Annotated in this window: 23 protein-coding genes; 12 read left to right on the top strand and 11 right to left on the bottom strand. The window is 64.7% G+C overall.

What is annotated here, in order from left to right; all coding sequences use genetic code 11:
- Positions 1–171: 171 nt before the first annotated feature.
- Together folE and FAZ69_RS30630 are read right to left on the bottom strand one after the other, a co-directional pair.
- On the bottom strand, positions 172–810 hold the full coding sequence (folE, locus tag FAZ69_RS30635; protein WP_136898848.1) for a GTP cyclohydrolase I FolE: 639 nt from the start codon (positions 808–810) through the stop codon (positions 172–174).
- Between the two features lie 125 nt (positions 811–935).
- The gene (locus FAZ69_RS30630) at positions 936–1,859 is read right to left on the bottom strand and encodes a LysR family transcriptional regulator (RefSeq protein WP_136898847.1); all 924 of its coding nucleotides are present in this window, start codon (positions 1,857–1,859) and stop codon (positions 936–938) included.
- A 122-nt stretch (positions 1,860–1,981) separates the two neighbouring features.
- Here FAZ69_RS30630 and pobA point away from each other — a divergent pair, with 122 nt between their 5' ends.
- From pobA to pcaC, 6 genes are all read left to right on the top strand, one after another.
- On the top strand, positions 1,982–3,160 hold the full coding sequence (pobA, locus tag FAZ69_RS30625) for a 4-hydroxybenzoate 3-monooxygenase (protein ID WP_136898846.1): 1,179 nt from the start codon (positions 1,982–1,984) through the stop codon (positions 3,158–3,160).
- Positions 3,161–3,515: 355 nt separating this feature from the next.
- Positions 3,516–4,217, top strand: coding sequence for a 3-oxoacid CoA-transferase subunit A (locus FAZ69_RS30620; RefSeq protein WP_136898845.1), 702 nt, complete (start codon positions 3,516–3,518; stop codon positions 4,215–4,217).
- 19 nt (positions 4,218–4,236) lie between these two features.
- On the top strand, positions 4,237–4,896 hold the full coding sequence (locus tag FAZ69_RS30615; RefSeq protein ID WP_136898844.1) for a 3-oxoacid CoA-transferase subunit B: 660 nt from the start codon (positions 4,237–4,239) through the stop codon (positions 4,894–4,896).
- A 122-nt stretch (positions 4,897–5,018) separates the two neighbouring features.
- Positions 5,019–6,386, top strand: a complete 1,368-nt coding sequence (locus FAZ69_RS30610) for a 3-carboxy-cis,cis-muconate cycloisomerase (protein ID WP_136898843.1) — start codon at positions 5,019–5,021, stop codon at positions 6,384–6,386.
- 5 nt (positions 6,387–6,391) lie between these two features.
- Positions 6,392–7,186 carry a 3-oxoadipate enol-lactonase gene (gene pcaD, locus FAZ69_RS30605; protein ID WP_136898842.1) on the top strand — a complete coding sequence of 265 codons (795 nt, stop codon included), beginning with the start codon at positions 6,392–6,394 and terminating at the stop codon, positions 7,184–7,186.
- Positions 7,183–7,584: a 4-carboxymuconolactone decarboxylase gene (gene pcaC / locus FAZ69_RS30600; RefSeq protein ID WP_136898841.1), complete on the top strand. Its 402-nt coding sequence runs from the start codon at positions 7,183–7,185 to the stop codon at positions 7,582–7,584. The genes pcaD and pcaC overlap by 4 nt, the downstream gene beginning before the upstream one ends.
- A gap of 35 nt (positions 7,585–7,619) precedes the next feature.
- Here pcaC and FAZ69_RS30595 read toward each other — a convergent pair whose 3' ends face one another.
- The 3 genes from FAZ69_RS30595 to FAZ69_RS30585 all read right to left on the bottom strand — a co-directional run bounded on the left by FAZ69_RS30595 (position 7,620) and on the right by FAZ69_RS30585 (position 10,400).
- A complete protein-coding gene (locus FAZ69_RS30595) occupies positions 7,620–7,868 on the bottom strand; it encodes a hypothetical protein (protein ID WP_136898840.1) in 249 nt (82 codons plus the stop codon).
- Positions 7,869–8,027: 159 nt separating this feature from the next.
- Positions 8,028–9,353, bottom strand: a complete 1,326-nt coding sequence (locus tag FAZ69_RS30590) for an MFS transporter (protein ID WP_206171249.1) — start codon at positions 9,351–9,353, stop codon at positions 8,028–8,030.
- A gap of 231 nt (positions 9,354–9,584) precedes the next feature.
- Complete coding sequence (locus tag FAZ69_RS30585; protein WP_136898838.1) at positions 9,585–10,400, bottom strand: helix-turn-helix transcriptional regulator; 816 nt, start codon at positions 10,398–10,400, stop codon at positions 9,585–9,587.
- Positions 10,401–10,545: 145 nt separating this feature from the next.
- On the opposite strand from FAZ69_RS30585, the gene FAZ69_RS30580 reads away from it, so the two are divergent.
- Positions 10,546–11,370, top strand: a complete 825-nt coding sequence (locus FAZ69_RS30580; protein ID WP_136898837.1) for a carbon-nitrogen hydrolase family protein — start codon at positions 10,546–10,548, stop codon at positions 11,368–11,370.
- Between the two features lie 47 nt (positions 11,371–11,417).
- Positions 11,418–12,782: an APC family permease gene (locus tag FAZ69_RS30575; protein ID WP_136898836.1), complete on the top strand. Its 1,365-nt coding sequence runs from the start codon at positions 11,418–11,420 to the stop codon at positions 12,780–12,782.
- A gap of 148 nt (positions 12,783–12,930) precedes the next feature.
- Here the strand turns inward: FAZ69_RS30575 and aptA are convergent, their stop codons facing one another.
- Positions 12,931–14,259: an omega-aminotransferase AptA gene (gene aptA / locus FAZ69_RS30570; RefSeq protein WP_136898835.1), complete on the bottom strand. Its 1,329-nt coding sequence runs from the start codon at positions 14,257–14,259 to the stop codon at positions 12,931–12,933.
- Between the two features lie 144 nt (positions 14,260–14,403).
- Here aptA and FAZ69_RS30565 point away from each other — a divergent pair, with 144 nt between their 5' ends.
- A complete protein-coding gene (locus tag FAZ69_RS30565; RefSeq protein WP_136898834.1) occupies positions 14,404–15,807 on the top strand; it encodes an aminotransferase-like domain-containing protein in 1,404 nt (467 codons plus the stop codon).
- Positions 15,808–15,822: 15 nt separating this feature from the next.
- Here the strand turns inward: FAZ69_RS30565 and FAZ69_RS30560 are convergent, their stop codons facing one another.
- Complete coding sequence (locus tag FAZ69_RS30560) at positions 15,823–16,437, bottom strand: LysE family translocator (protein WP_136898833.1); 615 nt, start codon at positions 16,435–16,437, stop codon at positions 15,823–15,825.
- A 271-nt stretch (positions 16,438–16,708) separates the two neighbouring features.
- Between FAZ69_RS30560 and FAZ69_RS30555 the strand changes: the two genes are divergently transcribed.
- The 3 genes from FAZ69_RS30555 (at position 16,709) to FAZ69_RS30545 (ending at position 20,606) form a co-directional block, all read left to right on the top strand.
- Positions 16,709–18,814, top strand: coding sequence for a putative bifunctional diguanylate cyclase/phosphodiesterase (locus tag FAZ69_RS30555; RefSeq protein WP_136898832.1), 2,106 nt, complete (start codon positions 16,709–16,711; stop codon positions 18,812–18,814).
- 771 nt (positions 18,815–19,585) lie between these two features.
- The gene (locus FAZ69_RS30550; RefSeq protein ID WP_136898831.1) at positions 19,586–20,278 is read left to right on the top strand and encodes a hypothetical protein; all 693 of its coding nucleotides are present in this window, start codon (positions 19,586–19,588) and stop codon (positions 20,276–20,278) included.
- A 4-nt stretch (positions 20,279–20,282) separates the two neighbouring features.
- Positions 20,283–20,606, top strand: a complete 324-nt coding sequence (locus FAZ69_RS30545) for a hypothetical protein (RefSeq protein WP_136898830.1) — start codon at positions 20,283–20,285, stop codon at positions 20,604–20,606.
- 56 nt (positions 20,607–20,662) lie between these two features.
- On the opposite strand, the gene FAZ69_RS30540 is transcribed toward FAZ69_RS30545, so the two are convergent.
- The 4 genes from FAZ69_RS30540 to FAZ69_RS30525 form a co-directional block, all read right to left on the bottom strand.
- Positions 20,663–21,415 carry a maleate cis-trans isomerase family protein gene (locus tag FAZ69_RS30540; RefSeq protein ID WP_136898829.1) on the bottom strand — a complete coding sequence of 251 codons (753 nt, stop codon included), beginning with the start codon at positions 21,413–21,415 and terminating at the stop codon, positions 20,663–20,665.
- 35 nt (positions 21,416–21,450) lie between these two features.
- Positions 21,451–22,770, bottom strand: a complete 1,320-nt coding sequence (locus FAZ69_RS30535; protein WP_169708819.1) for an MFS transporter — start codon at positions 22,768–22,770, stop codon at positions 21,451–21,453.
- Positions 22,771–22,916: 146 nt separating this feature from the next.
- Positions 22,917–23,801, bottom strand: coding sequence for a LysR family transcriptional regulator (locus FAZ69_RS30530; protein WP_136898828.1), 885 nt, complete (start codon positions 23,799–23,801; stop codon positions 22,917–22,919).
- A 39-nt stretch (positions 23,802–23,840) separates the two neighbouring features.
- A complete protein-coding gene (locus FAZ69_RS30525) occupies positions 23,841–24,806 on the bottom strand; it encodes a D-2-hydroxyacid dehydrogenase family protein (RefSeq protein ID WP_136898827.1) in 966 nt (321 codons plus the stop codon).
- Between the last annotated feature and the right edge of the window lie 38 nt (positions 24,807–24,844).

Raw genomic sequence — 24,844 nt, 5'->3', positions numbered from 1 at the left:
CGTTCCTGAAGACGGGCGGCATCATCGATGCGCGCACCAACGCGATCAATACGGACCAGCAAGCGGCCACCGATCAGCGGACGAAGCTTTCCGAGTACGCGGACAAGCTGACGAAGGGGTGCAACGCGCGGTTCGGCGGCGTATTTGCTTATACGGCGCCCGGTTGCTGGCTCAGGTATTCGGCACGTTGTACGCCGTGCTGTTCGAGACGATCGACAAGAACTCGCGCCGCGTCGAAGGGTCGGTGCGGAACGTGCCGAGCATGCGCGAGGTCACCATCTCGACGCCCGGCTTGTGCACGCCGCGCGTCGACATGCATTGATGCGCGGCTTCGAGAATTACGCCGACGCCCTTCGGCTGCAGGATCTCGTTGAGCGTATCGGCGATCTGCGCGGTCATCTTTTCCTGGATCTGCAGGCGCTTCGCGAATGCATCGACGAGCCGCGCGAGCTTCGAAATGCCGACCACGCGATGCTCCGGCAGATACGCCACATGCGCGCGGCCGATGATCGGCACCATATGGTGTTCGCAATAGCTTTCGAAGCGGATGTCCTTCAGCACGATCATTTCGTCGTAGCCGTCCACTTCGGAGAAGGTGCGCGCGAGGATTTCGCGCGGGTCCTGCGCGTAGCCCGAGAAAAATTCCTCATAGGAGCGCACGACGCGCGAGGGCGTCTCCAGCAGTCCTTCACGGTTGGGATCGTCGCCGGCCCAGCGCAACAGCACGCGGACGGCGGCTTCCGCTTCTTCGCGTGTCGGCCGGCTCGTGGCTTCGCTTTGGTCTTGGTCTGCTCCAGATCCCTTCGTCATCCTTGGCTCCTTAGCGCCTACTCTGGTCCCATGCGTCGCTGGCTCACGCGAAGCGGCCGGACGCCCCGCCAGCCAGCATGCGTTCCGCATTGTTCCATGTTTTTTGGCGGACTGCCGGGCGCCGCTTATTTGGGCCATTCGTCGGCGGCGTCGTTGAACAGCTCCGAGACGACGCCGCGCAGCCACGACAGGCGCGGATCGTTGTGATACTTGCGATGCCAGTGCTGCTTGAGATCGAAGTGCGGCAGCGGCAGCGGCGGCTCGACGAGCGTGATCGACGCATGCTCGGCGACGTAGGCGAAGCCGATCGCGTGCGGCACGGTCGCGATCAGGTCGGTGCGCGCGAGGATGAACGGCAGGCTCATGAAGTGCGGCGTCTCGAGCACGGCGCGGCGGCGGATGCGCTTTTTCTCCAGGTACTTCTCGAGCACTTCCTGGCTGCGCCCTTCGGCGCGCACCACCGCATGCCCGCATGCGAGGAACTGGTTGAGCGTGAGCGGCGCGCCCGCGAGCGGATGGCCGCTGCGCATCAGGCAGATGAAGCGGTGCGTGAATAGCCGCTGCTGGAAGAAATTGCTGCCCGCGAGATCGGGGAAATAGCCGATCGCAAGATCGACGTCGCCCGCTTCCAGGCCGCGCTCGACGTGCGCGGGCGGCAGCGACACCGAGCGCAGGCTGGCATGCGGCGCGCGCTCGGCGAAGAGCTGCAGGAGACGCGGCAGGAACACGATTTCGCCGACATCGGAGAGCGCGATCGAGAAGGTGCGCGTGGTCGTGGCCGGGTCGAACTCCTGCGCTTCGAGCACGCCCCGCTCGATGTGGCCGAGCGCTTCGCGCGCGGCGGGGATCAGGGAGAGCGCGCGCGGCGTCGGCTCCATGCCGCGCGAGGTACGCACGAACAGCGGATCGCCGAAGTATTCGCGCAGCCGCCCGAGCGCCGTCGAGACCCGCGGCTGGCTCACGCCGAGCAGCTCGGCGGCGCGGCTCACGTTGCGCGTGTCTTCCATTGCCACCAAATAAGGGATCAAATTCAAGTCGAGTTCATGCATCGCGGACCACGCCACCTTTATCGCTATCTCGTATACAAGATATCCGCTAAATCGCGTTGCCGAATATTGGGGAAAGCGCCGACAATCGTTTCACTAATCGAACCAATGTTCAGGAGACGAACATGCGCACTCAAGTCGCCATCATCGGCGCGGGGCCCGCTGGCCTGTTGCTTTCCCATCTGCTTCGTTTGCAAGGCGTCGATTCGGTGATCGTCGAGGCCCGCTCGCGCGAGTATTGCGAGAACCGCATCCGCGCCGGCGTGCTCGAGCAGGGCACGGTCGATACGCTCAACGAAGCCGGGCTCGGTGCGCGGATGCAGCGCGAAGGCCTCGTGCATCACGGCATCGAATTGCTGTTCGAGCGCCAGTTGCACCGCATCGACATGACGGCGCTGACGGGCGGCCGGTCGATCACCGTCTATAGCCAGCACGAGGTCGTGCGCGATCTGATCGCGGCGGGGCTCGAGCACGAGCAGCCGCTCTATTTCGAGGCGGAGGAGGTGTCGCTGCACGATCTGCAAAGCGATGCGCCGCACGTGCGCTTCAAGCATCACGGCACGGAGCACCGGATCGATTGCGATTACGTCGCGGGTTGCGACGGCTTTCACGGCATCTCGCGCCAGTCGATTCCGGCCGACGTGCTGCGCACCTACGAGCGCGTCTATCCGTTCGCGTGGCTCGGCATCCTCGCCGATGCGGCGCCCTCCAAGGACGAACTCGTCTATGCCCATCACGAGCGCGGCTTCGCGCTCTTCAGCATGCGCTCGCCGACGGTCACGCGCCTCTATCTGCAATGCGAGCCCGACGAAGACCTCGCGCAATGGCCCGACGAGCGCATCTGGTCGGAGTTGCGCACGCGCTTTGCGAACACAAGCGGCTGGTCGCCGAACGAAGGGCGGATCACGCAGAAGAGCGTCACGCCGATGCGCAGCTTCGTCACCGAGCCGATGCAGTACGGACGCCTGTTCCTCGCGGGCGACGCCGCGCATATCGTGCCGCCGACCGGCGCGAAGGGGATGAATCTCGCGGTGGCGGACGTGCGCGTGCTGTCGAAGGCGCTGGCGGCGCGCTACCGCGACGCGCGGACCGATCTGCTGGACGGCTACTCGCAGACTTGTCTCGAACGCATCTGGCGCTCGGAGCACTTCTCGTACTTCATGACCAACATGCTGCATCCGTCGCAGGACGACACGCCGTTCGGCAACCGCCTGAAGATGTCGGAGCTCAAGTACGTGACGAGCTCGCACGCGGCGGCGCAGTCGCTCGCGGAGAACTACGTCGGGCTGCCGTTCGCCGACTAGCCGCGTGGGCGAACCATGCTGACGGCTGCCGCCCGGCCGCTCGCCTTTGCGCGGCCGGTTCGGGAGCCTGCGGGGCGGACCGCCTTGACAAGCGATCTGCCCCGCCTCTATGATGCGCTGAAACGTTCGCTAATCGAATCAATGTTCGAAATACGAACATAACGCAGCCGCCGCCACCCCGGGCGAAGGTTGACGGAGACGCCGGGCGCGCACGCGCCCCTTCACCCGGCCGGCGTCACGCCGCATCATCCGCTGTAGGGCTGGAGTAAGTGCTCTGCATGGGGCCGAAGTAAGTGCTGAAGCACTAACTCCGGCCGACAGCTGAAGCGTCAACTCTCATCGACAGGAAGACAGCATGGTTAACAAGATTTTCGAATCTCTCCAGTCGGCGGTGGCCGACATACACGACGGAGCGACGATCATGATCGGCGGCTTCGGCACGGCCGGGATGCCGTCCGAGCTGATCGACGCGCTGATCGAGCAGGGCGCGCGCGACCTGACCATCGTGAACAACAACGCGGGCAACGGCGACACGGGCCTGGCTGCGCTCCTGAAGACCAAGCGCGTGCGCAAGATCATCTGCTCGTTCCCGCGCCAGTCCGATTCCTATGTGTTCGACGCGCTTTATCGCGCGGGCGAGATCGAGCTGGAGCTCGTGCCGCAGGGCAACCTCGCGGAGCGCATCCGTGCAGCGGGCGCGGGGATCGGCGGCTTCTTCACGCCGACCGGCTACGGCACGAAGCTGGCCGAAGGCAAGGAAACGCGCTTGATCGACGGCCGGCACTACGTGCTCGAAGCGCCGCTGCACGCGGACTTCGCGCTCATCAAGGCGTACAAGGGCGACCGCTGGGGCAACCTCGTCTATCGCAAGACGGCGCGCAATTTCGGCCCGATCATGGCGAGCGCCGCGAAGACGGCGATCGTGCAGGTGTCGGAAGTCGTGCCGCTCGGCGCGCTCGATCCGGAAACGATCGTGACGCCCGGCATCTTCGTGCAGCGCGTGATCGAAGTGCCGCAAGCCGTGCACCGTGACGCCCACGCCGAACAAGCCGCTTGAGCCTAGAGGAGATCCGAACATGAAACGACTGACCCGCGATGAAATGGCCAAGCGCGTCGCGCAGGACATCCCTGAAGGCGCTTACGTGAACCTCGGCATTGGCGTGCCGACGCTGGTGGCGAACCACCTCGCCGCCGACCGCGAAATCTTCCTGCACAGCGAAAACGGCCTGCTCGGCATGGGCCCGGCGCCCGCGCCCGGCGAGGAGGACGACGAGCTGATCAACGCCGGCAAGCAGCACGTGACGCTGCTCACGGGCGGCGCCTACTTCCACCACTCCGATTCGTTCGCGATGATGCGCGGCGGCCATCTGGATTTCTGCGTGCTCGGTGCGTTCCAGGTCTCCGGGAAGGGCGACCTCGCGAACTGGCATACGGGCGCGCCCGATGCGATCCCCGCCGTCGGCGGCGCGATGGACCTGGCGATCGGCGCGAAGCAGGTGTACGTGATGATGGAGCACCTGACAAAGCAGGGCGAAAGCAAGCTCGTCGCCGAATGCTCGTATCCGGTGACGGGCGTGGGCTGTGTCAACCGCATCTACACCGACCTCGCCGTGCTCGACGTGACCGCCGAAGGCCTCGCCGTGCGCGAGATCTTCTCCGACGTCTCGTTCGACGAGTTGCAGAAGCTCACGGGCATTCCGCTCGTCGACGCGACGCAGGCGGCGGCTTCGGCCTGATCCAAGCCGGGCGCGTCGCAGACGCACAGAAGAAGCGGCTTCGCGAGACAATGGCAGCTTGATCGTCTTGCGCGCCGCTTGCCGCCGCGCGCTTTTCGCGGCCCTCATCCACGAACCCCTTCATGCTCGAAGCCAGCGCACGCCTTACCAGCCTGATCTGCGGAACGCAGCCGATGAACGACGTCTGGTCGCCGCGCGCCACCTTGCAGCGGATGCTCGACGTCGAAGCGGCGCTCGCGCGCGCGTCGGCGGCGCATGGCGTGATTCCGTCGGCGGTGGTCGGCGCGATCGAAACCGCCTGTCATGCGGACAGGCTCGACGCCGATGCGCTCACGCGCGACGCGGCGCTCGGCGGCAACCTCGCGATTCCGCTCGTCAAGCAGCTGACGGCGCGCGTCAAGGACCTCGATGGCGAGGCCTCGAAATACGTCCACTGGGGCGCGACGAGCCAGGACATTATCGATACGGCCACGGTGCTGCAGCTGCGCGACACGTTCGCGCTGCTCGACGCCGATCTGCGCGTCGCGTGCGATGCGCTCGCCGCGCTGGCGAGGCAGCATCGCGCGACGCCGTTGATCGGCCGCACGTGGCTTCAGCAAGCCTTGCCGATGACGCTCGGGCTCAAGTTCGCGCAGTGGCTCGACGCGCTGTTGCGTCACCGCGCGCGCCTTGCCGAAGTGCGCGCGCGCGTGCTGGTGCTGCAGTTCGGCGGCGCGGCCGGCACGCTCGCCAGCCTGCGCGATGCGGCGCCTGCGGTGGCGGCGTCGCTGGCGAAGGAATTGGATCTCGCGCTGCCCGCCGTGCCGTGGCACACGCAGCGCGACCGGATCGCCGAAACGGCGTCGCTGTTCGGCATGCTGATCGGTACGCTTGGCAAGATCGCACGCGATATCTCGCTGCAGATGCAGACTGAAATCGGCGAGCTCGCGGAACCCGCGGCGCCCGGCAAGGGCGGCTCGTCGACGATGCCGCACAAGCGCAATCCCGTGGGCTGCGCGGCCGTGCTGACCGCGGCGGCGCGCGCGCCCGGCCTCGTTGCGACGGTGCTCGCCGGCATGGTCCAGGAGCACGAGCGCGCGCTTGGCGGCTGGCAGGCCGAATGGGACGCGTTGCCCGATCTCGCGCGCCTCGCCGGCGGCGCGCTCGCGCAGACGGCTCAGATCCTCGCGGGACTGAACGTCGATGTCGTGATGCTTGCGCTCAATCTCGGCGTCACGCACGGTCTCATTCTCGGCGAGGCCGTGATGCTCGCGCTCGGCGACAAGATCGGCCGGCTCGACGCGCACAAGCTCGTCGAGCATGCGTCGAAGACGGCCGCGCAAACGGGGCAGACGCTCTTCGACGTGCTCGCCGCCGATGCTGCCGTCACCACTCATCTCTCCGTCGCCCGCTTGCGGGAATTGCTCGATCCGGCGCAGTACGTCGGGCAGGCGCATGCGTATGTCGACGCCGTTCTCACGCTGCACGCTGCTGCAGCCGACAAGGAGTAGCCGCAATGCCTTACGCCAATGTCAATGGCATCCATCTTCACTATCGCGTCGATGGCGCGCAGCGCGCCGACGCCCCGTGGCTCGTGCTGTCGAACTCGCTTGGCGCGGACCTGTCGATGTGGGCCGCGCAGGTCGAAGCGTTCTCGAAGCACTTCAATCTGCTGCGCTACGACACACGCGGGCACGGCCAATCCGGCGCGCCGAAGGGGCCCTACACGATCGAGCAATTGACGGGCGACGTGCTCGGCTTGCTCGATACGCTCAAGATCGAACGCGCCAATTTCTGCGGCATCTCGATGGGCGGACTGACGGGGATCGCGCTTGCGGCGCGCCATCCCGAGCGCTTGAACCGTGTCGTGCTGTCGAATACGGCGGCTCGCATCGGCTCTCCGGAAATCTGGGTGCCGCGCGCGAAACGCTCGCGCGAAGAGGGGATGCGCGCGCTCGCCGATGCGGTGCTGCCGCGCTGGTTCAGCGCGAAGTTCATCGAGGGCGAGCCGCTCGTGTTCGCCGCGATTCGCGACGTGTTCGTGCACACCGATAACGAAGGTTATGCGTCGAACTGCGAGGCCATCGATGCCGCCGACCTGCGCGGCGAACTCGCGGGCATCAAGGTCCCGTCGCTGGTGATCACGGGCACGCACGACGTCTCGACGACGGCGGAACAAGGCCGCGCGCTCGCGAGCGGCATCCCCGGCGCGCGCTATGCCGAGCTCGACGCCTTCCACATTTCCAATATCGAACGAGCCGGTGAATTTACGCAGACCGTCCTCGACTTTCTGACGACGGAGCCGCAATGAATGACGAAGAACGCTACGAAGCCGGAATGAAGGTGCGCCGCGCGGTGCTCGGCGACGCGCACGTGGACCGCTCGCTCGCGAACCGTACGCCGTTGACCGAGGAGTTTCAGAATTTCATTTCGCGCTATGCATGGGGCGAGGTCTGGACGCGCGAAGGTTTGCCGCGCCATACGCGCAGCCTGCTGACGATTGCGATGATGGTGGCACTGAATCGCAGCGAAGAACTGGCGCTGCATCTGCGCGCGGCGAAGAACAACGGCGTGACGCGCGACGAAATCAAGGAAGTGCTGCTGCAGACGGCAATTTACTGCGGCGTGCCGGCGGCGAATTCGGCGTTTCACCTGGCGGACAAGATTTTCCGCGAGGAAGACACCAGCGGTCGGGCCGAGGCCAAGTAAGTCAGCGTCAAGCGAAAGAGGGGCTGCGGCCCCTCTTATTCTTCCGCGTCGTGGTCGGCGACGAAGCGCATCAGAAACGCGCGAATCGCGGCTTCTGCGGCGCGATGATCGGCGCAGCTTTTCGAGCCGGCATCGGCTTCGTCGCCGAAGAGCGTCGGTGGCGCGCTGTACACGCCGACCTCGAATCCTTCACGCAGCACGCGGATCTCGTGCGTCGTCTCCGAGTATTCGGCCACCCAGTGAATGCCTTCGATATGGGTGCCGGTTCTGATGGGTGTTTTCATCGGGGTTCCCCACGCAACGCGCGCGGCTGCGGCGCTCGTTTCAAGCGTACGCCGAACGGTTGCGTTTCGCACCTGCGAAAGCGCGAAACGCCAGACGAAACCCCAGCCAAGCGTCACCGGACCCTGACCGTCACCGGGAAAACCCCGCGGCGCACTCCCTCAATGATTGATCGACTCGAGCGCGCGTCCACGCGTGGACGGCCCGAGCAGGATCATGCAGATCGCCACCACCATCGACGCGCCGATGAACACCGCCACCCCCGGCACGCCGTAGTTGTGCAGCAGGACGCCGATCGCGAGGCCGGCGAACGCGGCTGCGATCCGGCTCCACGAGTAGACGAAGCCGACCGCGCGCGCCCGCACGCGCGTCGGATACAGTTCGGCCTGATAGCCGTGGTACGCGTACGACATGATGTTCGACGCGAGCGTGAACAGCACGCCGAGGATGATGAGGATCGTCGGATCGGACGCCTGCGAGAACAGCGCGATCACGACGCCCATCACGAACAGGGCCGTGCAGATCTGCGTCTTGCGCTCGAACTTGTCGGCGAACCACGTGCCCAGAAGCGGACCGAACGGGTTCGCGATGGCGATGACGAACGCGTAGCCGAGGCTTGCCGTCACATGGACGCCGCGATGGATCAGGAGCGTCGGCACCCAGGCGGCGAAGCCGTAGAAGCCGATCACCTGCGCCATGTTGAAGATCGACAGGATGATGGTGCGCTTCAGGTAGAGCGGGCCGAAGATCTCCGCGAACGAGCCGCGTCCTTCTTTTTCCTCGGCGGCGACCTGCGCCGGCGGCAGCGTGATGCCTTTTTCCCTGGCGACGCGGCTCTCGATATCGGCGATGATGCGCTCCGCCTCGTCGATCTTGCCGCGGCGCGCGAGCCAGCGCGGGCTTTCCGGCACGCGGCGGCGGATGAACCACACGGCGAGCGCCCCCACCGATCCGATCAGGATCACCACGCGCCAATACTCGAGCCCGAACGGTTGGGTGCCCTTCAGCGCCCACGCGAGGAACGCGATCACGGGCACGATCGAAAACGTGATGAACTGGTTCACGGCGTAAGCGCGGCCGCGCTCGGCGCTCGGAATCAGCTCGGAGATATAGGAATCGATCGTGACGAGCTCGACGCCGATGCCGATGCCCGCGACGATGCGCCAGATGTTGATCCACATGCCGCTGGTCTGGAACGCCATGATGATCGTGCAGACCATGTACCAGACGAGCGACCACGTGAAGATGAAGCGGCGCCCGAAGCGGTCGGCGACCGAGCCGAAGATCAGCGCGCCGATCCAGAGCCCCGCGAAGGTCGAGAACACGAAGGTGCCGAAGCCGGCCACCGCGAGCGTCGAGAGCGAGCCGAAGATGCCTAGCGACTGGGGCTTGAAGAGCCCCGATTCGACCATGCCGGGCGCGACGTAGCCCGTGAAGAACAGGTCGTAGAACTCGAATACGCCGCCGAGCGAGATCAGGATCACCATCGTCCAGACGGTGCGCGACGGGGGCAGGCGGTCGAACCGCGCTGCGATTTCAGCCGACTTCTGGTGGGACATCGTTGCCTCTTGGTCTTGGTGAGCTGTTGGGCGGTCTCCTGGACTGACTAATTTCGCACATAGTTAATGCGTTGAACAATGCGTGCGAATACCAACTCGTCTACGAACACATGCGAATCGCGCGGACGGGATGCTGAATGTCAATCGTAAGGGGATGTCTCACGCACCCTTCTGCGCCGGATCGTAAAAGAGCGCAAACAGCTCCGACTGCGAACTCACGCCGAGCTTCGCATAGACATGCTTCTTGTGCGCACGCACGGTCTCGAAAGAGATTTCGAGCTTTTCCGCAATCGCGCGCGTCGAGAAGCCGCTCAGGCTGAGCCTCACCACTTCCACTTCGCGCGCCGTCAGCGGCGTGTGGCCGCTTTGCCGGGCGACGCGCTCGAAGTGCTCCGCAAAACCCGCTTCGTCCGGCTTCGCACCGGCGGCATCGCCGCGCGAGTCCGCCAACGCTTCGTATGGCAGGCGCTGCCTCATCAGCGCAATCACCCACGGCGCGATGAGCGCGAGCGACGCGAAATCGCGCTCGCTGTAGCGGCGCGTCGCGCCAAGCGAGAACGCGAGCGTGCGGCGCGCGTCGATCGCATAGTTGAATTGCACTTCGTCGCCGACGATGTTGTTCTTGAAGTAGCGCTGGTAGTAGTCGGTCATCCGGAAGTTGTCGGGCGCGACCGACGCCAGCGTGACGAGCCCCGACGCAGGCCGCTCGCAAGCCGTCACATAGAACGGATCGAGTTGATACAGCGCGGCCAGGTAGGCCTGGAACATCTGGTCGACGGTGCCGTCCGGCATGGGCGATTCCGCGAAGACGAGCGGCGCGCGATCGCGCGAGAACAGCAGCGCGACCCAGTTGTCGAACGCGACGAAGCGCTCGAGCACGCGAGTGAGGCGAGTCCAGAATCCGGGGCCGTCGAGCGCGTCGATCAAGGTGCCGATATGGTGATGGAACGCCATGTCCTGCCAGTCGAGTTCCATGCATGCTCCGTTGAGGGTACTCCAGGTGGGTAATTTCGCGACCCGGACAAGGTGGTGATAATAGCCCGCACGTTCCCGGCGGCGCGTCCAGGCCATTCAACTCGCCAACCAGGCGCGCCGATTCAGCCACACTGGAGAGAAACAGATGCAAATCGAACTCGCGCAGATTCCGCTCGTCGACGGCGGCCTCCCCGTCAACCTCGCGCGCGTGCTCGACGTGATCGCACAGCGGCGCGACGGCACGGATCTCATCGCGTTCCCCGAAGCGACGCTCACGGGTTTTCCGACGCGCGACAACGTGCGCGATCTGGCCGAGCCGCTCGACGGCCCGTCGCTCGCCGCGGTGCGCAACGCCGCGCGCGAAGCGCGCGTGGCCGTGGCCGTCGGGCTTGCCGAGCGCGACGCGGGCCGCTTCTACAACACGACGGTGCTGATCGACGAGCGCGGCGACATCGCACTCCGTTATCGCAAGACGCACCTGTGGGCATCCGACGTCGGCGTGTTCGACGCGGGCGACCGCTTCGCGGTGTGCGAATTCAAGGGCATGACCGTCGGCATCCTGATCTGCTACGACATCGAGTTTCCCGAGACGGCGCGCGCCGTGGCGTCGCTCGGCGCCGACCTGCTGATCGTGACGAACGGCAACATGGACCCGTTCGGCCCCGTGCATCGCCGCGCCATCGTGGCGCGCGCGATGGAGAACCAGATGTTCGCGGCGCTCGTGAACCGCATCGGCAGCGGCGACGAAGGGCTGACGTTCCCGGGCGAATCGGCGCTCGTGAGCCCGTTCGGCGACGTGGTCTGCGAAGCGCCCGCCAAGGAGAGCGTGCTGCTCGCGAACCTCGACGCCAAGCTGCTCGCCGGCAGCCGCGAACATTACAGCTACTTGCACGACGCCCGTATCGGTTTGAACCTGTCCGCGGACAGTGATGCGCGGGGCGGTCGTGCGCTGATGATTCCGTCCCGCTAGACGGATCACGAACTCTCAATTCCACAAAGAAATCCGGAGACACACCCATGACCGCATCATCGAACGCGCGACAAGCGCCGCCCGCCGCCGGGCACGAGACCCGGCTGAAACGCACGCTCGGCTTGCCGTCCGTGCTGTTGTTCGGCCTCGCCTACATGGCGCCGCTGATCGTCTACGGCACCTATGGCGTGCTCGCCGGGGCGAGCCACGACACGGCCGCGCTCGCGTACCTGATCGCGCTCGTCGCGATCGTCTTCACCGCGCTCAGCTATGGCAAGCTCGCGCGGATGTTTCCGGTGGCGGGATCGGCCTATACGTACACGCGTAAAACGTTCAATCCGCATCTCGGCTTCATGATCGGCTGGGCGACGCTGCTCGACTATTTTTTCCTGCCGATGGTGATCTGGCTGATCGGCGCGGCGTATCTGGGCGCTGCGTTTCCGCACGTGCCGGCCTGGATATGGATCGTCGCGTTCATCGTGTCGACGAGCGTGCTGAACATCCTCGGCATCGAGTTGGCGGCCCGCTTCAACATTGCGCTCATGATCGTCCAGTTCGCGATCGGGGCGCTTTTCGTCGTGCTGTGCTGCCACTATGCGTCAGCGGCCGGCAGCCCGGGCGGGCTCCTCTCGGCGGAGCCGTTTTTCAAGCCGCATGTGCCGCTCGCGGCGACGATGGCGGGCGCGGCTATCGCGGCATATTCGTATCTCGGCTTCGACGCGGTGTCGACGCTCACCGAGGAAGCGGTCGCTCCCGAAAAGACGATTCCGCGCGCGATCGTGCTGATCGCCCTGATAGGCGGCGCGATCTTCGTGATCGCTGCTTATACGCTGCAGCTCGCGCATCCAGGCGCCGAGTTCAAGGACCCCGATTCGGCGGCCTTCGAGATTGCGAAGAAAGTCGGCGGCGACATCTTCGTGTCGGTGTTCCTGGGCGGGTTGATTCTGGCGCAGTTCGCGTCCGGCATCTCGGCGCAGGCGAGCGTCGGGCGTTTGCTCTATGCGATGGGACGCGACGAAGTGCTGCCCAAGCGCATCTTCGGTTTCGTGCATCCGCGCTTCCAGACGCCGGCCATCAACATCGCGATTGCCGGTGTGGTGGGGCTCCTGGCATTGAAGCTCGATGTGGCGACGTCGACCTCGTTCATCAACTTCGGTGCGTTCCTTGCGTTCACGGCGGTGAACCTCTGCGTGATGCGGCAGTATTTCATCGGCAACGCAGGCAAGCGCGGCTTCGGCTTCGTCGGCGGGGTGATCTTTCCGTTCGTCGGCGCGATCACCGATATCTGGCTGCTGTGCAGTCTCGACAAGGATGCGCTCGTGCTGGGCGCGATCTGGTTCGTTGCAGGGCTTCTTTATCTGGGGTGGGTGACGCGCGGCTTCAGGCGCGCGCCGCCGGAAGTGGCGATTTGACGGGCGCGCCGTGCCGAGCCCGGCTCGATCGTCAGCGAAATGGCCTGCGCCGTGCCGCGCGTGCGCTGTTCGCGCGCGTTGAGGAAAGTTTGGACTGGAAACGGACTTCGATGGAGCGCCCGAACCGGACGCGGGCGCCCCGTCGGCTTTACTTCACGCTCGCGAGCACGTCCTTCACCGTGCCGAAGATGCGCCCGATCTGCTCTTCATCGACGATCAGCGGCGGCGAGAACGCCAGGATGTCGCCGGTGTAGCGCACGAGCACGCCCGCTTCGAAGCACTTGACGAACGCCTCGTACGCGCGCGCGCCAGGCGCGCCGTCGCGCGATTCCAGCTCGATGCCCGCCACCAGGCCCAGATTGCGCACGTCCTTCACGTGCGGCGCGCCGCGCAGCGCGTGCGCAGCGGCCTCGAATGCAGGAGCCAGGCCGTGCGCCCGCTCGAAGAGCGCTTCCTTGCGATACAGGTCGAGCGTCGCGATGGCCGCCGCGGTCGCCGCCGGGTGCGCCGAGTACGTGTAGCCATGGAACAGCTCGATCGCGCCGGGCGCGCCGCTATTCACGACCGTGTCGTGCACGTTGCGGTGGGCCGCCACCGCGCCCATTGGAATCGCCGCGTTGTTGATCGCCTTGGCCATCGTGATCAGGTCGGGCGTGACGCCGAAATACTCGCTCGCCGTCGCCTTGCCGAGGCGGCCAAAGCCCGTGATGACCTCGTCGAAGATCAGCAGGATGCCGTGCTTCGTGCAGATCTCGCGCAGCTTCTGCAGATAGCCTTGCGGCGGAATCAGCACGCCGGTCGAGCCCGCCACCGGCTCGACGATGACGGCGGCGATCGTCGAGGCGTCGTGCAGCGTGACGATGCGCTCGAGCTCGTCGGCGAGATGGGCGCCCCAGGCGGGCTGTCCCTTCGAGTAGGCGTTGTGCTCGAGGTCGTGCGTGTGCGGCAGATGATCGACGTTGCCGAGCAGCGAACCCGAGAACGTCTTGCGGTTCGGCGAGATGCCGCCGACCGAGATGCCGCCGAAGCCCACGCCGTGATAGCCGCGCTCGCGTCCGATCAGCCGCGTGCGCTGCGCTTCGCCGCGCGCGCGGTGATAGGCGAGCGCGATCTTGAGCGCGGTGTCGACCGATTCGGAGCCCGAGTTCGTGAAGAAGATCCGGTCGAGCCCTTCCGGCATGATTTCGGCGACTTTCGACGCCGCCTCGAACGCGAGCGGGTGGCCCATCTGGAAGGTCGGCGCGAAGTCGAGTGTGGCGAGCTGCTGCTGCACGGCGGCGACGATCTCGTCGCGGCAGTGACCGGCGTTCACGCACCAGAGGCCCGCGCAGGCGTCGAGGATTTCGCGGCCGTCGGTCGAGCGGTAGTACATGCCCTTCGCCGATTCCAGAAGCCGCGGCGCGGCCTTGAACTGGCGGTTCGCGGTAAACGGCATCCAGAAGTTCGACAGGTCGTCGATCACGGGGCGAGAGGTCATGAGGGTTCTCCGGTTCTCAGTCAAAGTGGTAGCGGAACTCTAGCGCCCGCTGTTTAATGGCGGCATAAACAGTTGGTCGACTGATCTGCTAACTGTATTGGTAAATTACCGCCAACCGTATTGGCAGATGGCCAACTTTCAACCATGATCGAATTGAATCTCGAGCGCGACCGCAGCCGGGCGCCGACGCTCGTCGAGCAGCTGGTACGGGGCTTCGCGCAGGCGATCGAAGGGCAATCGCTGCGCGCGGGGGCGCTGCTGCCGTCGGTGCGGCAACTCGCGCAGACGCACGCGCTCAGCACCTTCACGGTGACCGAGGCGTACAACCGTCTTGTTTCGATGGGGCTCGTGGTGGCGCGGCGCGGCTCGGGCTACCGGGTCGCGCCGCGCGGGCCGGCTGCGCGCGCGGCAGCGCTCGACTGGCAGCCGCCGAGCCTGACCGCGACGTGGCTCGTATCCGACGTGTTCGCCGACCACTCGATGCCGATCAAGGCCGGCTGCGGGACGCTGCCGAACGAGTGGATCAACGAGGGCGGTCTGCACCACGCGCTGCGAGCGCTCGCGCGCGTGCCGGCCGCGCGGCTCGCCGACTACGGGCATCCGTTCGGCTTCGCGCCGCTGCGCGAGCGCGTGGCGGAGCAACTGGACCGTCATGGCTTGCCGGTCGAGGTCTCGAACGTGCTGCTCACGCAGGGCGCGACCCAGGCGCTCGATCTGATCGTGCGCACGCTGTTGCGCGCGGGCGATGCGGTGATCGTCGAAGACCCGGGCTATTGCAACCTGCTGCAGATCCTCAAGCTCGCGGGGCTGGCCGTGCACGGCGTGCCGCGCACCGCGAGCGGCGTCGACGCCGACGCGCTCGAGGCGCTTGTCGCCGAGCACCGGCCGAAGGCGATCTTTGTCAACCCGACGCTGCAGAACCCGACCGGCGCGACCTTCAGCATGGCGTCGGCGTTCCGTCTGCTGCAGATCGCGGAGCGGCACGGCCTGTGGGTGATCGAGGACGACGTGAGCCGCGAGCTCGGCAACCCGGGCGCGCCGATGCTGGCCGCGATGGAGGGCCTGCGGCGCGCGCTCTACGTGGGCGGCTTTTCGAAGACGATCACGCCCGGCCTGCGCTGCGGCTATGTCGTCGCCGAGCGCGACGTGCTGCGCGAGCTGGCGCGCACGAAGATGGCGGTGGGGCTGACGTCGTCGGAGACGATCGAGCGCATCGTCGACAAGGTGATCGTCGAAGGGCGCTACGCGCGGCATGTCGAGTCCGTCAACGAGCGGCTGAAGGAAGCGCACATCGCCGTCGAGGAGCGGATGGACGCGCTCGGGCTGGAGGTGTTTCACCGGCCGCGCGCGGGGCTGTTCCTGTGGGCGCGGCTGCCGATCGAGGCGGCGCGCGCGGGGGAGGTGGTGACGGCGGCGTTGGACGACGGGATTTGGCTTGCGCCGGGCTCGTACTTCAGGCCCGACGATGCGCCAAGCGCGTGGTTCCGGTTCAACGTGCCGTATTCACGCGACGAGGCGTTGTGGAGCTTCGTGCGGCGCATCGTCTGACGCGCCGCGCTGCCGTCACGCGAGGAAATGCTGGACAGCCGGGTACAGCGAGAGCACGAGCAAGAGCGCCATCGTCACGTTGAAGATGCGCAGCCGCTGCCGGTTCGACAGGAAGCCTCGCAGCGCCTGGCCGCCGGCCGCCCACAGGCTGATGCAGGGAAAGCCGATCACGACGAACACGGTGCTCATCAGCACGGCGTTGAAGCCAAAGTTGTCGGAGAGGCGCACCGTGGTCGCGGCGGTGAGCACCATCATCCAGGCCTTCGGGTTGATCCACTGGAACGCGACGGCCTGGAAGAACGTCATCGGACGCGGCTCGCCACGGCGCAACTGCACTTGGTCCGAGGTGCCGATTTTCCAGGCGAGATAGAGCAGGTAGGCGACGCTTGCCGCCTCGAGCACCGTGTACAGCACGGGGAACAGGCGGAACGCCTCGCCGAGGCCGAAGCCCACCGCGAGCATCAGGACAGCCACGCCCGTGCTGATCCCGCACATGTGCGGCAACGTGCGGCGATAGCCGAAGTTGACGCCCGAGGCGAGCAGCATCGTGTTGTTCGGGCCGGGCGTGATCGTGGTGACGAGCGCGAACAGGATGCCGGCGGGCAGGGCGCTCAGGAGAGTGAGAGGCATGGCGGAAGGTCCGGTCGATTGAACTGTCGGGGTAGTTTATCGAGCGAGACCGGTACAGAACCGGTACAGATTGCTTGATGATTTCCTGTACGGATGCGGCGGCGCAAAGGATTTCCTGACTCGAAATGAAGCGAACGCCTACTCGAACCGCGCTTTAGTTGGCCCGGAACCGGTCCGTTAACGTAGATGTGGTGACAGCCCCGCACAGCATGATGCGCATTCTCCCGGTCTGCCCTTCGCATCGAACCTCCAACGATCTGTCAGGAAGACCGTGACGAGATACAGACTGCTATCGACGATCAAGAGCAGGATCATTTTCGCGCTTGGCATAGGCGCCGTGACCACGATCACGATCGGACTGTTCGGCACGTTCAGCGTCTCGCGGATGAGCACCGACGTGCATGGAATGTATTCCGAGAACACGGTGCAGCTCGCCAAGCTGTCGAACGTCACGATCGCCCTGCTCAACAGCCGCGCTACGCTCAGGCGCCTGCAGGCCACGCGGCTTGCCGCGGACGTCGAGAGGTTTGCCCCGGGCATTCGCGCCGATCTCGACATGGCCGACCGGGAATGGGCCTCGTATTACCCGGCCGATGTGCACGACGGCCGCGAACGGGAACTCGCCGGCCGGCTCGACGCGCTCATTGCACAGAACCGGCGCTATGCGGACCAGGCCGTTGCGGCGTTCACCGCGAGCAATTTCGACGCGGCCGCGGCCGCGCTCAACGGCGGGGCCGAGGTTGCCGCGGCGTTGACCTGGGTGTTGCGCGAGGACGTGGCGCTGCGCCTCCAGCAGGCCAAGGCCGCTTCGGACGAAAGCACGTCGACCGCAAGCCGCATCAGCGCGATTTCCGTGGTGCTGGTCGTCGTCAACCTGCTGATCGCCGCGGCGGTATCGGTGGCGATACTGCGCTCGATCCTCGGCCCGCTGAAGCGGGCGGTGGGCATGGCGAACAATATCGCATCGGGCAAGCTGGAGAATCGGCTCACCGTCGACTCGCGCGATGAAATCGGCCAGTTGTTCGCCGCGATGAAGAAGATGGAGCGGCAACTGCGCCAGATGATCTATCACGATCCGCTGACGTCCTTGCCCAACCGGGTCTTGTTCAACGAACGCCTGAAGCAGACGGTCGCCGGGCCGGCGGATCCCGACGCATTGCTTGGCGTGATGATGATCGACATGGACCGGTTCAAGGGCGTCAACGACACCATGGGACACGCGGCCGGCGACGAACTGCTGAGCGAGGCGGCCGAGCGGCTCACGGTCTGCATCCGGCCGGGCGATACCGTGGCCCGTCTTGGCGGCGACGAATTCGCCGTGCTGCTCCCGAACGTACAGGACCGTCGGATTCTCGACGACATTGCGAGGCGCATCATCGCCCGGTTCGACGAGCGCTTCGCGTTGAACGGGAGGGAGGTGTTCGTCACGTGCAGCATCGGCATTTCGCTGTATCCGGTCGACAGCATCGAACCGGACGACCTGTTGAAATACGCAGATTCGGCGATGTATCTCGCCAAGCGTTCCGGCCGCCGCGGCTTCCGCTACTACTCGAAGGAACTGACTGAGGATGCCGCGAAGCGCCTCGCGCTGGAGTCGGAGCTGCGGCGCGCCGTCGAGCGTGGGGAACTCGAATTGCACTACCAGCCCAAGGTCTCGTTCCCGCACCACGAGGTGGTGGGCTCGGAAGCCTTGCTCAGGTGGCGCCGTGCCGGCGTCGGACTGGTTCCGCCGAACGATTTCATCCCGGTTGCCGAGGAAACGGGCCTGATCGTGGATATGGGCAATTGGGTATTGCGCGAGGCCTGCCGCGCGGCAGCCGAATGGAACGCCGGGGGCGAGGCTCTCCACAAGGTATCGGTCAACCTGTCGGCACGGCAGTTCGAGTCCCACGACCTGGTCTCGGTGGTGGGCGCGATCCTCGACGAAACCGGCTGCCGCCCCGAATGGCTGGAGCTCGAAATCACGGAAAGCCTGCTGCTGGAGGAGGACGGCGCGATTTTGACCACGCTGTCGGCGTTCCGGGCGATGGGACTGTCGATTGCGATCGACGATTTCGGCACGGGCTACTCGTCGCTCAGCTATCTGGCGCGCTTTCCGATCGACACCTTGAAGATCGATAAATCGTTCGTCCAGAAGGCGGCGACCGATCGGCGCCATGCGGAGCTCGTCAAGGCCATTCTGTCGATTGCGCGGTGCCTGGGGCAGGAGGTCGTCGCGGAAGGCGTCGAGACCGCGGAGCAGGCGGTCTTTCTGCGGCAGAACGGTTGCCAGGTGGCGCAGGGGTTCCTGTTCAGCAGGCCGTTGCCGAAGCCCGACATGGCCTCGCTGCCGAGGCGTTTCGCGCCGGCTGAACCATCGGAACTGGCATCGCGGTAGGCCATCTGTTCGGGACGCGGCGTCTGTCCGATGTTGTTGCACAGGTTGTGAGGCAACCCTTTTTCGAGCAGGCGAGCGAGCGTTTCGGCGTCACCGCCGCGAGCCAGATCGAACACTTCGTTTGCGAACGCGAGCGTCGCGTCCTCCAGTTCGGCGGCGCCGGTTTGCTTCGTGAGGTTTTCCATGGCGACTCTCCTTGAAAGCGTGTGGTCAGTCCAGATCGCCAGACGCTGGGGAGGTGTTGCCGGGCACGGGTCAATCGTGCCAACCGCACGTCAAATGCGGCCATGCGGGGCCATGGAAAGTTTTCGAAAGCCTTTCGGCAGAAAGGGTCAGAGAACCTCGAGCGGATTGGAGATGCGCCCGGTTGCTTCGCTTTTCCGAATCGCGCTTCGCGCCCAGCCGCCCGCCGCGAAGTTACCGCCGCATCATGAGCGGCACCGGGCGTCGTTTTGCCGACGCTCTTCACAAGCGATAGGAGCGCGTATGCTGCCGGGCATAAGCAAAGTCACCGGATCGAATTGGGCCGAGCATGAAGCCGGTACGAACCATGACACGCGGGCGCCGACGCATCGGTCTGCAACGCCGGAATCATCTCCTTCCGTCGATCCCCTCCTTCAGGCGTTGAGGGAGGGCGGTGTTTCTGCTCGCCCTAAGATATCCACGTCCGACTCGCTAGAGACGAAGGACACGTCCACGCCCAACACCGCACCCCGGGCGAGAACCCGCCCTCGCATTACCTTGGGCGCTTTGCAAACGATCAGATCATCGATGCTCCCCGCCACCGCTAAAAAAACAGCGGGCAATACGGTGGTCGATCAGGTGCAGGTTGGCTCGGTAGGCAAGCGCACGCAAGAAGCCGTTGACGAGACGAACGTTCAAGCCTCGTCAAGCAAGGCGGCCAAGGTTGGCATGGACGTCGCGGTAGCGCCTGAAAAGACACCGCTGACGGCTCAGTCGCTCCGCGCACAGCTCGATGAACAGCAGCCGGACGTGTCGAGGGCGGGTGGAGTTCCGAGTGGCTTTGCAAATTCGGAAGCCTTCTCCAATTTCGGGAATGCCGTGCGCACTGGCCTTGAGAGTGCTGGCTATCGCGATGTCGAGCCGATACTTCAAGGCAGTGCCGTAACCGGCAAGAACTTCAAAACAGGCCAGTCCTTTGACGTCGGTCGCGATAGCGATTTCGATATTGGGCTTGCGAGCCCATCGTTGCTAAAGCGGGCTGAGGCGTTGGGCATAAAATTACGTTCAGGGAAAACGCGTACCGGGCCGCTTATGGCAAGAGACTTGCACCGGTTGGGCCTGAAGGACTTGGTCACGCAGCTAACAGAACAGTCTAAGAGGGATGTCCATTTTATGATCTACAACTCGCCAGCTAATGCTAAAGAGAGAGCGCCAAGTGTCACGCTGCCTAATGCTAAAAAGAGAGCGCCAAGTGTCACGCTGCCTAATTTAAAGGACTGATCGTATGACAATCTATGATCTTTACGGCTTCTCATCGGCCGATATCGACAAGGCCAAAAGTATTCTGGAGACCGCACTCGGTATTCGGTTCGTGGCTCATAGCGGCTCTTATCATGGGGATCGCTATTTCATATTTGGCGATGACGAGGGTGAGCATTTTGTTTTGAAGCAGAATGTGGACCCATTCGATGACGAGCCTGCGGAGATGGACTATCCCGAGCATCCGATCTTGCTCTATGTAAATGACACGTCGCGTTCGGTGGATTTGCAAAAGATCATTGCCAAAAAGGCCGAAGGATTTGTTTTGCTGAGGCATGAAGAGCTTTAATCGGCAATGACGGCCTTGGCCCGCATGGGGTCAAGGCCGCCAGTCAACAACGGTGATCAGTAACGGCCCGACAGCAGATACCCCGCGTTCGGCACTTGCGCCTTCAGTCCCAGCGTTTTGAGCATGCGATAGACAGTCGAGGTCGCGGCGGACAGAACCGGCTTGCCGAGGCGGTCTTCGACGGCCTGGATCGCGGGCAGCGAGGGCATCTGCACGCATGCCGAGAGCACGACGGCGTCAGCCTTGCCGATATCGAGCCGGTCCGCGTGACCGATCAGGTTCATCGGATCGAGCCGGCCGACAGCGAGGTTGTCCGACACTTCCAGGCTGATCGAGTCCGTCACTTCGATGTCCTCGCTCTGGATATAGTCGATGACCTGCTGCGTGAGCGGCTTCATGTACGGCGTGATGATCGCGACGCGCTTGAACCCCATCGTCTTCACGCCTTCGACCAATGCGCCGGCCGAGCTGACGATCGGCGTGGGCGCGCCGTTGCTTTCGACGGTCTTTCTCAGGCGCGATTCCGACACGCGGTGATAGCCGGGACCCTGGCACATGATCGCGACGAGGCACGCATAGGCGAGCACGTCGCAGCGCGCGTCGCTGAGTTCGAGCGCGCAGCGGTCGCTATCCACGTCCATCTTCTTCAGTTCCTCGGGCGTGACGTGCATCATGCGCATGCGCGCGGAGTGGAACGTGAAGCGCTCGTCCGGGAACAGATCGTGGCGCGCGGTCAGCATGGCCGGAATTTCGGTTTCCATCGTCGTATTGGAACTGGGCACGATCTGGCCGATTCGGTAGGTCTTCATGGTCTGGCTCGTAAGAGTTGAAAATGAGTTGGAAATCAGTTTCCGCTGGTGAGTTGAACGCCCTGCGTTTCCCGAAGCGTGAACACGAGAATCGCGGCGGTGACGTACGCAATGGATGCGATGCAATAGGTCATCGTGAATCCGATGAGCGGAATCAGCGCAGGCACGAGCTTGATGCCGGCAATCGCGCCGACGCGCCCGAAGTTGAAGCAGAAGCCAGCGGCCGTCGAACGGATGCTGGTGGGGAAGAGTTCCGCGTACCACGCCCCGAAGCCGCTGAAATAACCGGTGAAAAATCCGAGCAGCGCCGACAGCATGCCGATCGCGACGATGTTCCTCGCGTTGAATTCGAGCTTGCCGTGAGTCAGCGGAATCATCGTCGCGCCATAGGCGAACAGGGGGACCGCCATCGCGATGCCGATGAAGAATCCCGCGAACGCCGCGCGCCGGCCGAAGCGCTCGGCCAGCGAGCCGAACGCGAGATAGCCGAGCGTCGCGCCGATGCCCGTCCAGACGAGAAACACAGGAGCCTGGTCGATGCGTACGTGCAGGATGCTTTGCAGGTAGGTGGGCGTGAACGTCGTGATGATCCAGTAGCCGTACATGCCGAGAATCGAGATCGACAGGGCGAGCAGCGTCGTGCGACGGTATTGCGGCTGGAAGATCTGCAGCAGGTTGCCTTTGCTGCCATTGCGCTTCAGGAACTCGCGGTTCGCGAGCCACACGGGCGATTCCTTCACGAAGACGAGGATGAAGATCGCCGTGCAGTACGCCGGCACGGCCGAGAGCATGAAGAGCCGGCGCCACGAGCCGGGGTTCGACGCATCGAGCAGCGTCCAGGCGAAGATCGCGGCCAGCAGGCTGCCGGCGGACCAGCCCGTCTGCATCACGGCGATCGCCTTCGCGCGTCCGGACGGCGGCCAGATTTCGCTGACGAGCGCCACGGCGGCCGACCACAATCCGCCCACGCCGATCCCTACCGCGAAGCGATAGACATTGAGTTCCGCGATGCTGTGTGCAAATCCGCACAGCAGCGTGCCCGTGCCGTACGTGAGGACCGAAAGCAGCAACGTGCGCTTGCGGCCGATCTTGTCGGAGAGGTTGCCGAGGAAGAAGCCGCCGATGCCCGTCGCGAGGAGGAACCACGCGACCGTCGACACGACGTCGGCAAGCGAGGCCGAAAACGTATGCGAGACGGCGAGAATGACGAACCCGAACACGGTCGCGTCGAGTGCGTCGAAGAGCCACGCGCCCCATGAACCGCCGAGCGTCACGTAGCGCTGCCGGTGCGGCATTTGATCGGAAGAGGCGGCGTGGGCCGCCCGTGCTGTCTCCACTGCTCCAGTGCTGTTCATTTGTCGTCCCTTGGTGAATCATCGGGTGGCGCTACGCATGTGCGCCGAGTGTCTTCATGCTAGGAAGATGGCCTTGCGCCGTACAGCAGCGAATGGCTATCCCGCCATCGCGAACCGTTATGGCAGGCGGGCAGACGCCGAACGTGTCAGTGACTGTCGAGAAGGTGCTCGAAGAAGAGGCGCGCAACGGGCGAAAGCGCATCCGCGCGGCGCACGCACACGACGAGTTCGCGCGTCGCCCATGCCTCGTCGAGCTTGAGCGTGCGCGTGCCTGGCAAGCGGTACAGCTCCGCGTTGCCCGCGGGCAAGATGCCGACGCCCATGCCGGCCTGCACCATCCTGCACAGCGCGTCGTACGACGACACTTCGACCTTGGCCCGCAGCGTCTTTCCCGCCTGGCTCGCCTCCGTTTGCATCTGGAAGCGCAGATGCGTGCCCGCGCGCAACACGACGTGTTCATGGTCGAGCGTTTCCGCGAACGTGACGTGCCGGCGATCCGCCAACGGATGAGCGAACGGGACGAGAACTTTCAACTCGTCGGTGCGAAACGGATGGACCTCGATGTCGGCGCTATGGGGCAGCCGAGTGAAGACGCCGATCTCCGCGACGTTTTCCGCAACGCTTTCGGTAATCGCGAGGCTGTCGCGTTCGAGCAGCGAGATGTTGACGTCCGGATAGCGCTCGCTGAAGGATTTGACGATGGGCGGCATGAAGGTCGAGATTGCCGAGATGTTGACGAGCACTCGCACGGATCCTCGCAAACCGTCCGAATACGCTTTCATCTGCAGGACGATATTGCGCATGTCGTCCAGCACGTCGCGCGCGAGTATCGACAGATTGACGCCGGCCGCCGTCGGCGCAATCCCCTTGTTGGTCCGCGTGACGAGCGGCGTGCCGAAGAGTTCTTCGAGTTCCTTGAGGCGCTTGCTGACGGCGGGCGCGGCGATATGTTCGAGCTCGGCCGCGCCCGCGATCGTGCCTTCTTCCACGACGCGCACGAAAAGCCTGAGCGAAACGGGATCGAGCTTCAATGCGCGCTCCTGGCCGCTTCGCGCAGGCTTCGCCGCACCTCATGCATGGGCGGGCCGTTGCGTCTCATCGAGCCATTCGACGATGTTGCGCACGGTATCGCCGTAGAACGTCTCGTACATCTCGCGCGTCACATAGCCGATATGCGGCGTGGCGAGCACGTTGTCGAGCGAACGCAGCGGGTGCGTCAGGTCGAGTGGCTCGGTATCGTAGACGTCGACGGCGGCGCCCGCGATCTGCCCGCTCTTCAGAGCGGCGAGGAGCGCAGTCGCATCGACGATCGGGCCGCGCGACGTATTGACGATGCGGCTCGTGGGCTTCATCCTGGCCAGCTCCGCGGCGCCGACCAAGCCTTGTGTCCGTTCGCTCAGGCGGACGTGGATCGACAGAAAGTCGGAAGCCGAGAACAGCGTGTCTTTGTCGACGAGTTGCACGCCTTTCGATTCGGCGCGCTCGGCCGTCAGGTTCTGGCTCCAGGCAATCACATTCATCCTGAACGCGCGGCCGATCACGCCGACCGCCGAACCGATATGGCCGAGCCCGAGAAGCCCCAGGGTTTTGCCCGCCAGTTGCGTCCCGAGCGTGCGCTGCCAGCCGCCTTCACGCAGGGATCGATTTTCGACGGCGATATTGCGGGCCATGGCCAGAATCATCGCCCACGCGAATTCGATGGTCGGCGTTGACGAGTATCCTGTGTGCACGATTTTCACGTTGCGCTCGGCCGCCGCGTCCGCGTCGATCGACGCGTTGCCTGTGCCTGTCGAGGCGATCAGCTTGAGATTGGGCAGGCCCTCGATGATCGTGCGCGTGAGCGGCGTGCGTTCGCGCATCACGCACAGCACGTCGAACGGCTTCAGGCGTTCGATGACCTGCTCGGGGTGCGCAACGTGATCGTTGAAAATCGTGATTTCCGCGCGATTTTTCAACGGCGACCAGTCCGCCAGGTCTAGCGCGACGTTCTGGTAGTCGTCGAGGATGGCGATACGGACAAGGGATGGGCTAGGCATGTGTCACCTTCTTCAAGATTGAAGCGAATCTCGTTCAT

Origin of the sequence: Trinickia terrae (assembly GCF_005144415.1) — a bacterium.
GTDB lineage: Bacteria > Pseudomonadota > Gammaproteobacteria > Burkholderiales > Burkholderiaceae > Trinickia_A > Trinickia_A terrae.
The sequence above is the reverse complement of the archived record's forward strand: the minus strand, read 5'-3'. Positions and strand labels throughout refer to the sequence as shown.

Excerpts from the sequence above, each read along its gene's own strand:
- folE (WP_136898848.1), bottom strand. The coding sequence starts at position 810 with ATGACGAAGGGATCTGGAGCAGACCAAGACCAAAGCGAAGCCACGAGC.
- FAZ69_RS30630 (WP_136898847.1), bottom strand. The coding sequence starts at position 1,859 with ATGCATGAACTCGACTTGAATTTGATCCCTTATTTGGTGGCAATGGAA.
- pobA (WP_136898846.1), top strand. The coding sequence starts at position 1,982 with ATGCGCACTCAAGTCGCCATCATCGGCGCGGGGCCCGCTGGCCTGTTG.
- FAZ69_RS30620 (WP_136898845.1), top strand. The coding sequence starts at position 3,516 with ATGGTTAACAAGATTTTCGAATCTCTCCAGTCGGCGGTGGCCGACATA.
- FAZ69_RS30615 (WP_136898844.1), top strand. The coding sequence starts at position 4,237 with ATGAAACGACTGACCCGCGATGAAATGGCCAAGCGCGTCGCGCAGGAC.
- FAZ69_RS30610 (WP_136898843.1), top strand. The coding sequence starts at position 5,019 with ATGCTCGAAGCCAGCGCACGCCTTACCAGCCTGATCTGCGGAACGCAG.
- pcaD (WP_136898842.1), top strand. The coding sequence starts at position 6,392 with ATGCCTTACGCCAATGTCAATGGCATCCATCTTCACTATCGCGTCGAT.
- pcaC (WP_136898841.1), top strand. The coding sequence starts at position 7,183 with ATGAATGACGAAGAACGCTACGAAGCCGGAATGAAGGTGCGCCGCGCG.
- FAZ69_RS30595 (WP_136898840.1), bottom strand. The coding sequence starts at position 7,868 with ATGAAAACACCCATCAGAACCGGCACCCATATCGAAGGCATTCACTGG.
- FAZ69_RS30590 (WP_206171249.1), bottom strand. The coding sequence starts at position 9,353 with ATGGTGATCCTGATCTCGCTCGGCGGCGTATTCGAGTTCTACGACCTG.
- FAZ69_RS30585 (WP_136898838.1), bottom strand. The coding sequence starts at position 10,400 with ATGGAACTCGACTGGCAGGACATGGCGTTCCATCACCATATCGGCACC.
- FAZ69_RS30580 (WP_136898837.1), top strand. The coding sequence starts at position 10,546 with ATGCAAATCGAACTCGCGCAGATTCCGCTCGTCGACGGCGGCCTCCCC.
- FAZ69_RS30575 (WP_136898836.1), top strand. The coding sequence starts at position 11,418 with ATGACCGCATCATCGAACGCGCGACAAGCGCCGCCCGCCGCCGGGCAC.
- aptA (WP_136898835.1), bottom strand. The coding sequence starts at position 14,259 with ATGACCTCTCGCCCCGTGATCGACGACCTGTCGAACTTCTGGATGCCG.
- FAZ69_RS30565 (WP_136898834.1), top strand. The coding sequence starts at position 14,404 with ATGATCGAATTGAATCTCGAGCGCGACCGCAGCCGGGCGCCGACGCTC.
- FAZ69_RS30560 (WP_136898833.1), bottom strand. The coding sequence starts at position 16,437 with ATGCCTCTCACTCTCCTGAGCGCCCTGCCCGCCGGCATCCTGTTCGCG.
- FAZ69_RS30550 (WP_136898831.1), top strand. The coding sequence starts at position 19,586 with ATGCTCCCCGCCACCGCTAAAAAAACAGCGGGCAATACGGTGGTCGAT.
- FAZ69_RS30545 (WP_136898830.1), top strand. The coding sequence starts at position 20,283 with ATGACAATCTATGATCTTTACGGCTTCTCATCGGCCGATATCGACAAG.
- FAZ69_RS30540 (WP_136898829.1), bottom strand. The coding sequence starts at position 21,415 with ATGAAGACCTACCGAATCGGCCAGATCGTGCCCAGTTCCAATACGACG.
- FAZ69_RS30535 (WP_169708819.1), bottom strand. The coding sequence starts at position 22,770 with ATGAACAGCACTGGAGCAGTGGAGACAGCACGGGCGGCCCACGCCGCC.
- FAZ69_RS30525 (WP_136898827.1), bottom strand. The coding sequence starts at position 24,806 with ATGCCTAGCCCATCCCTTGTCCGTATCGCCATCCTCGACGACTACCAG.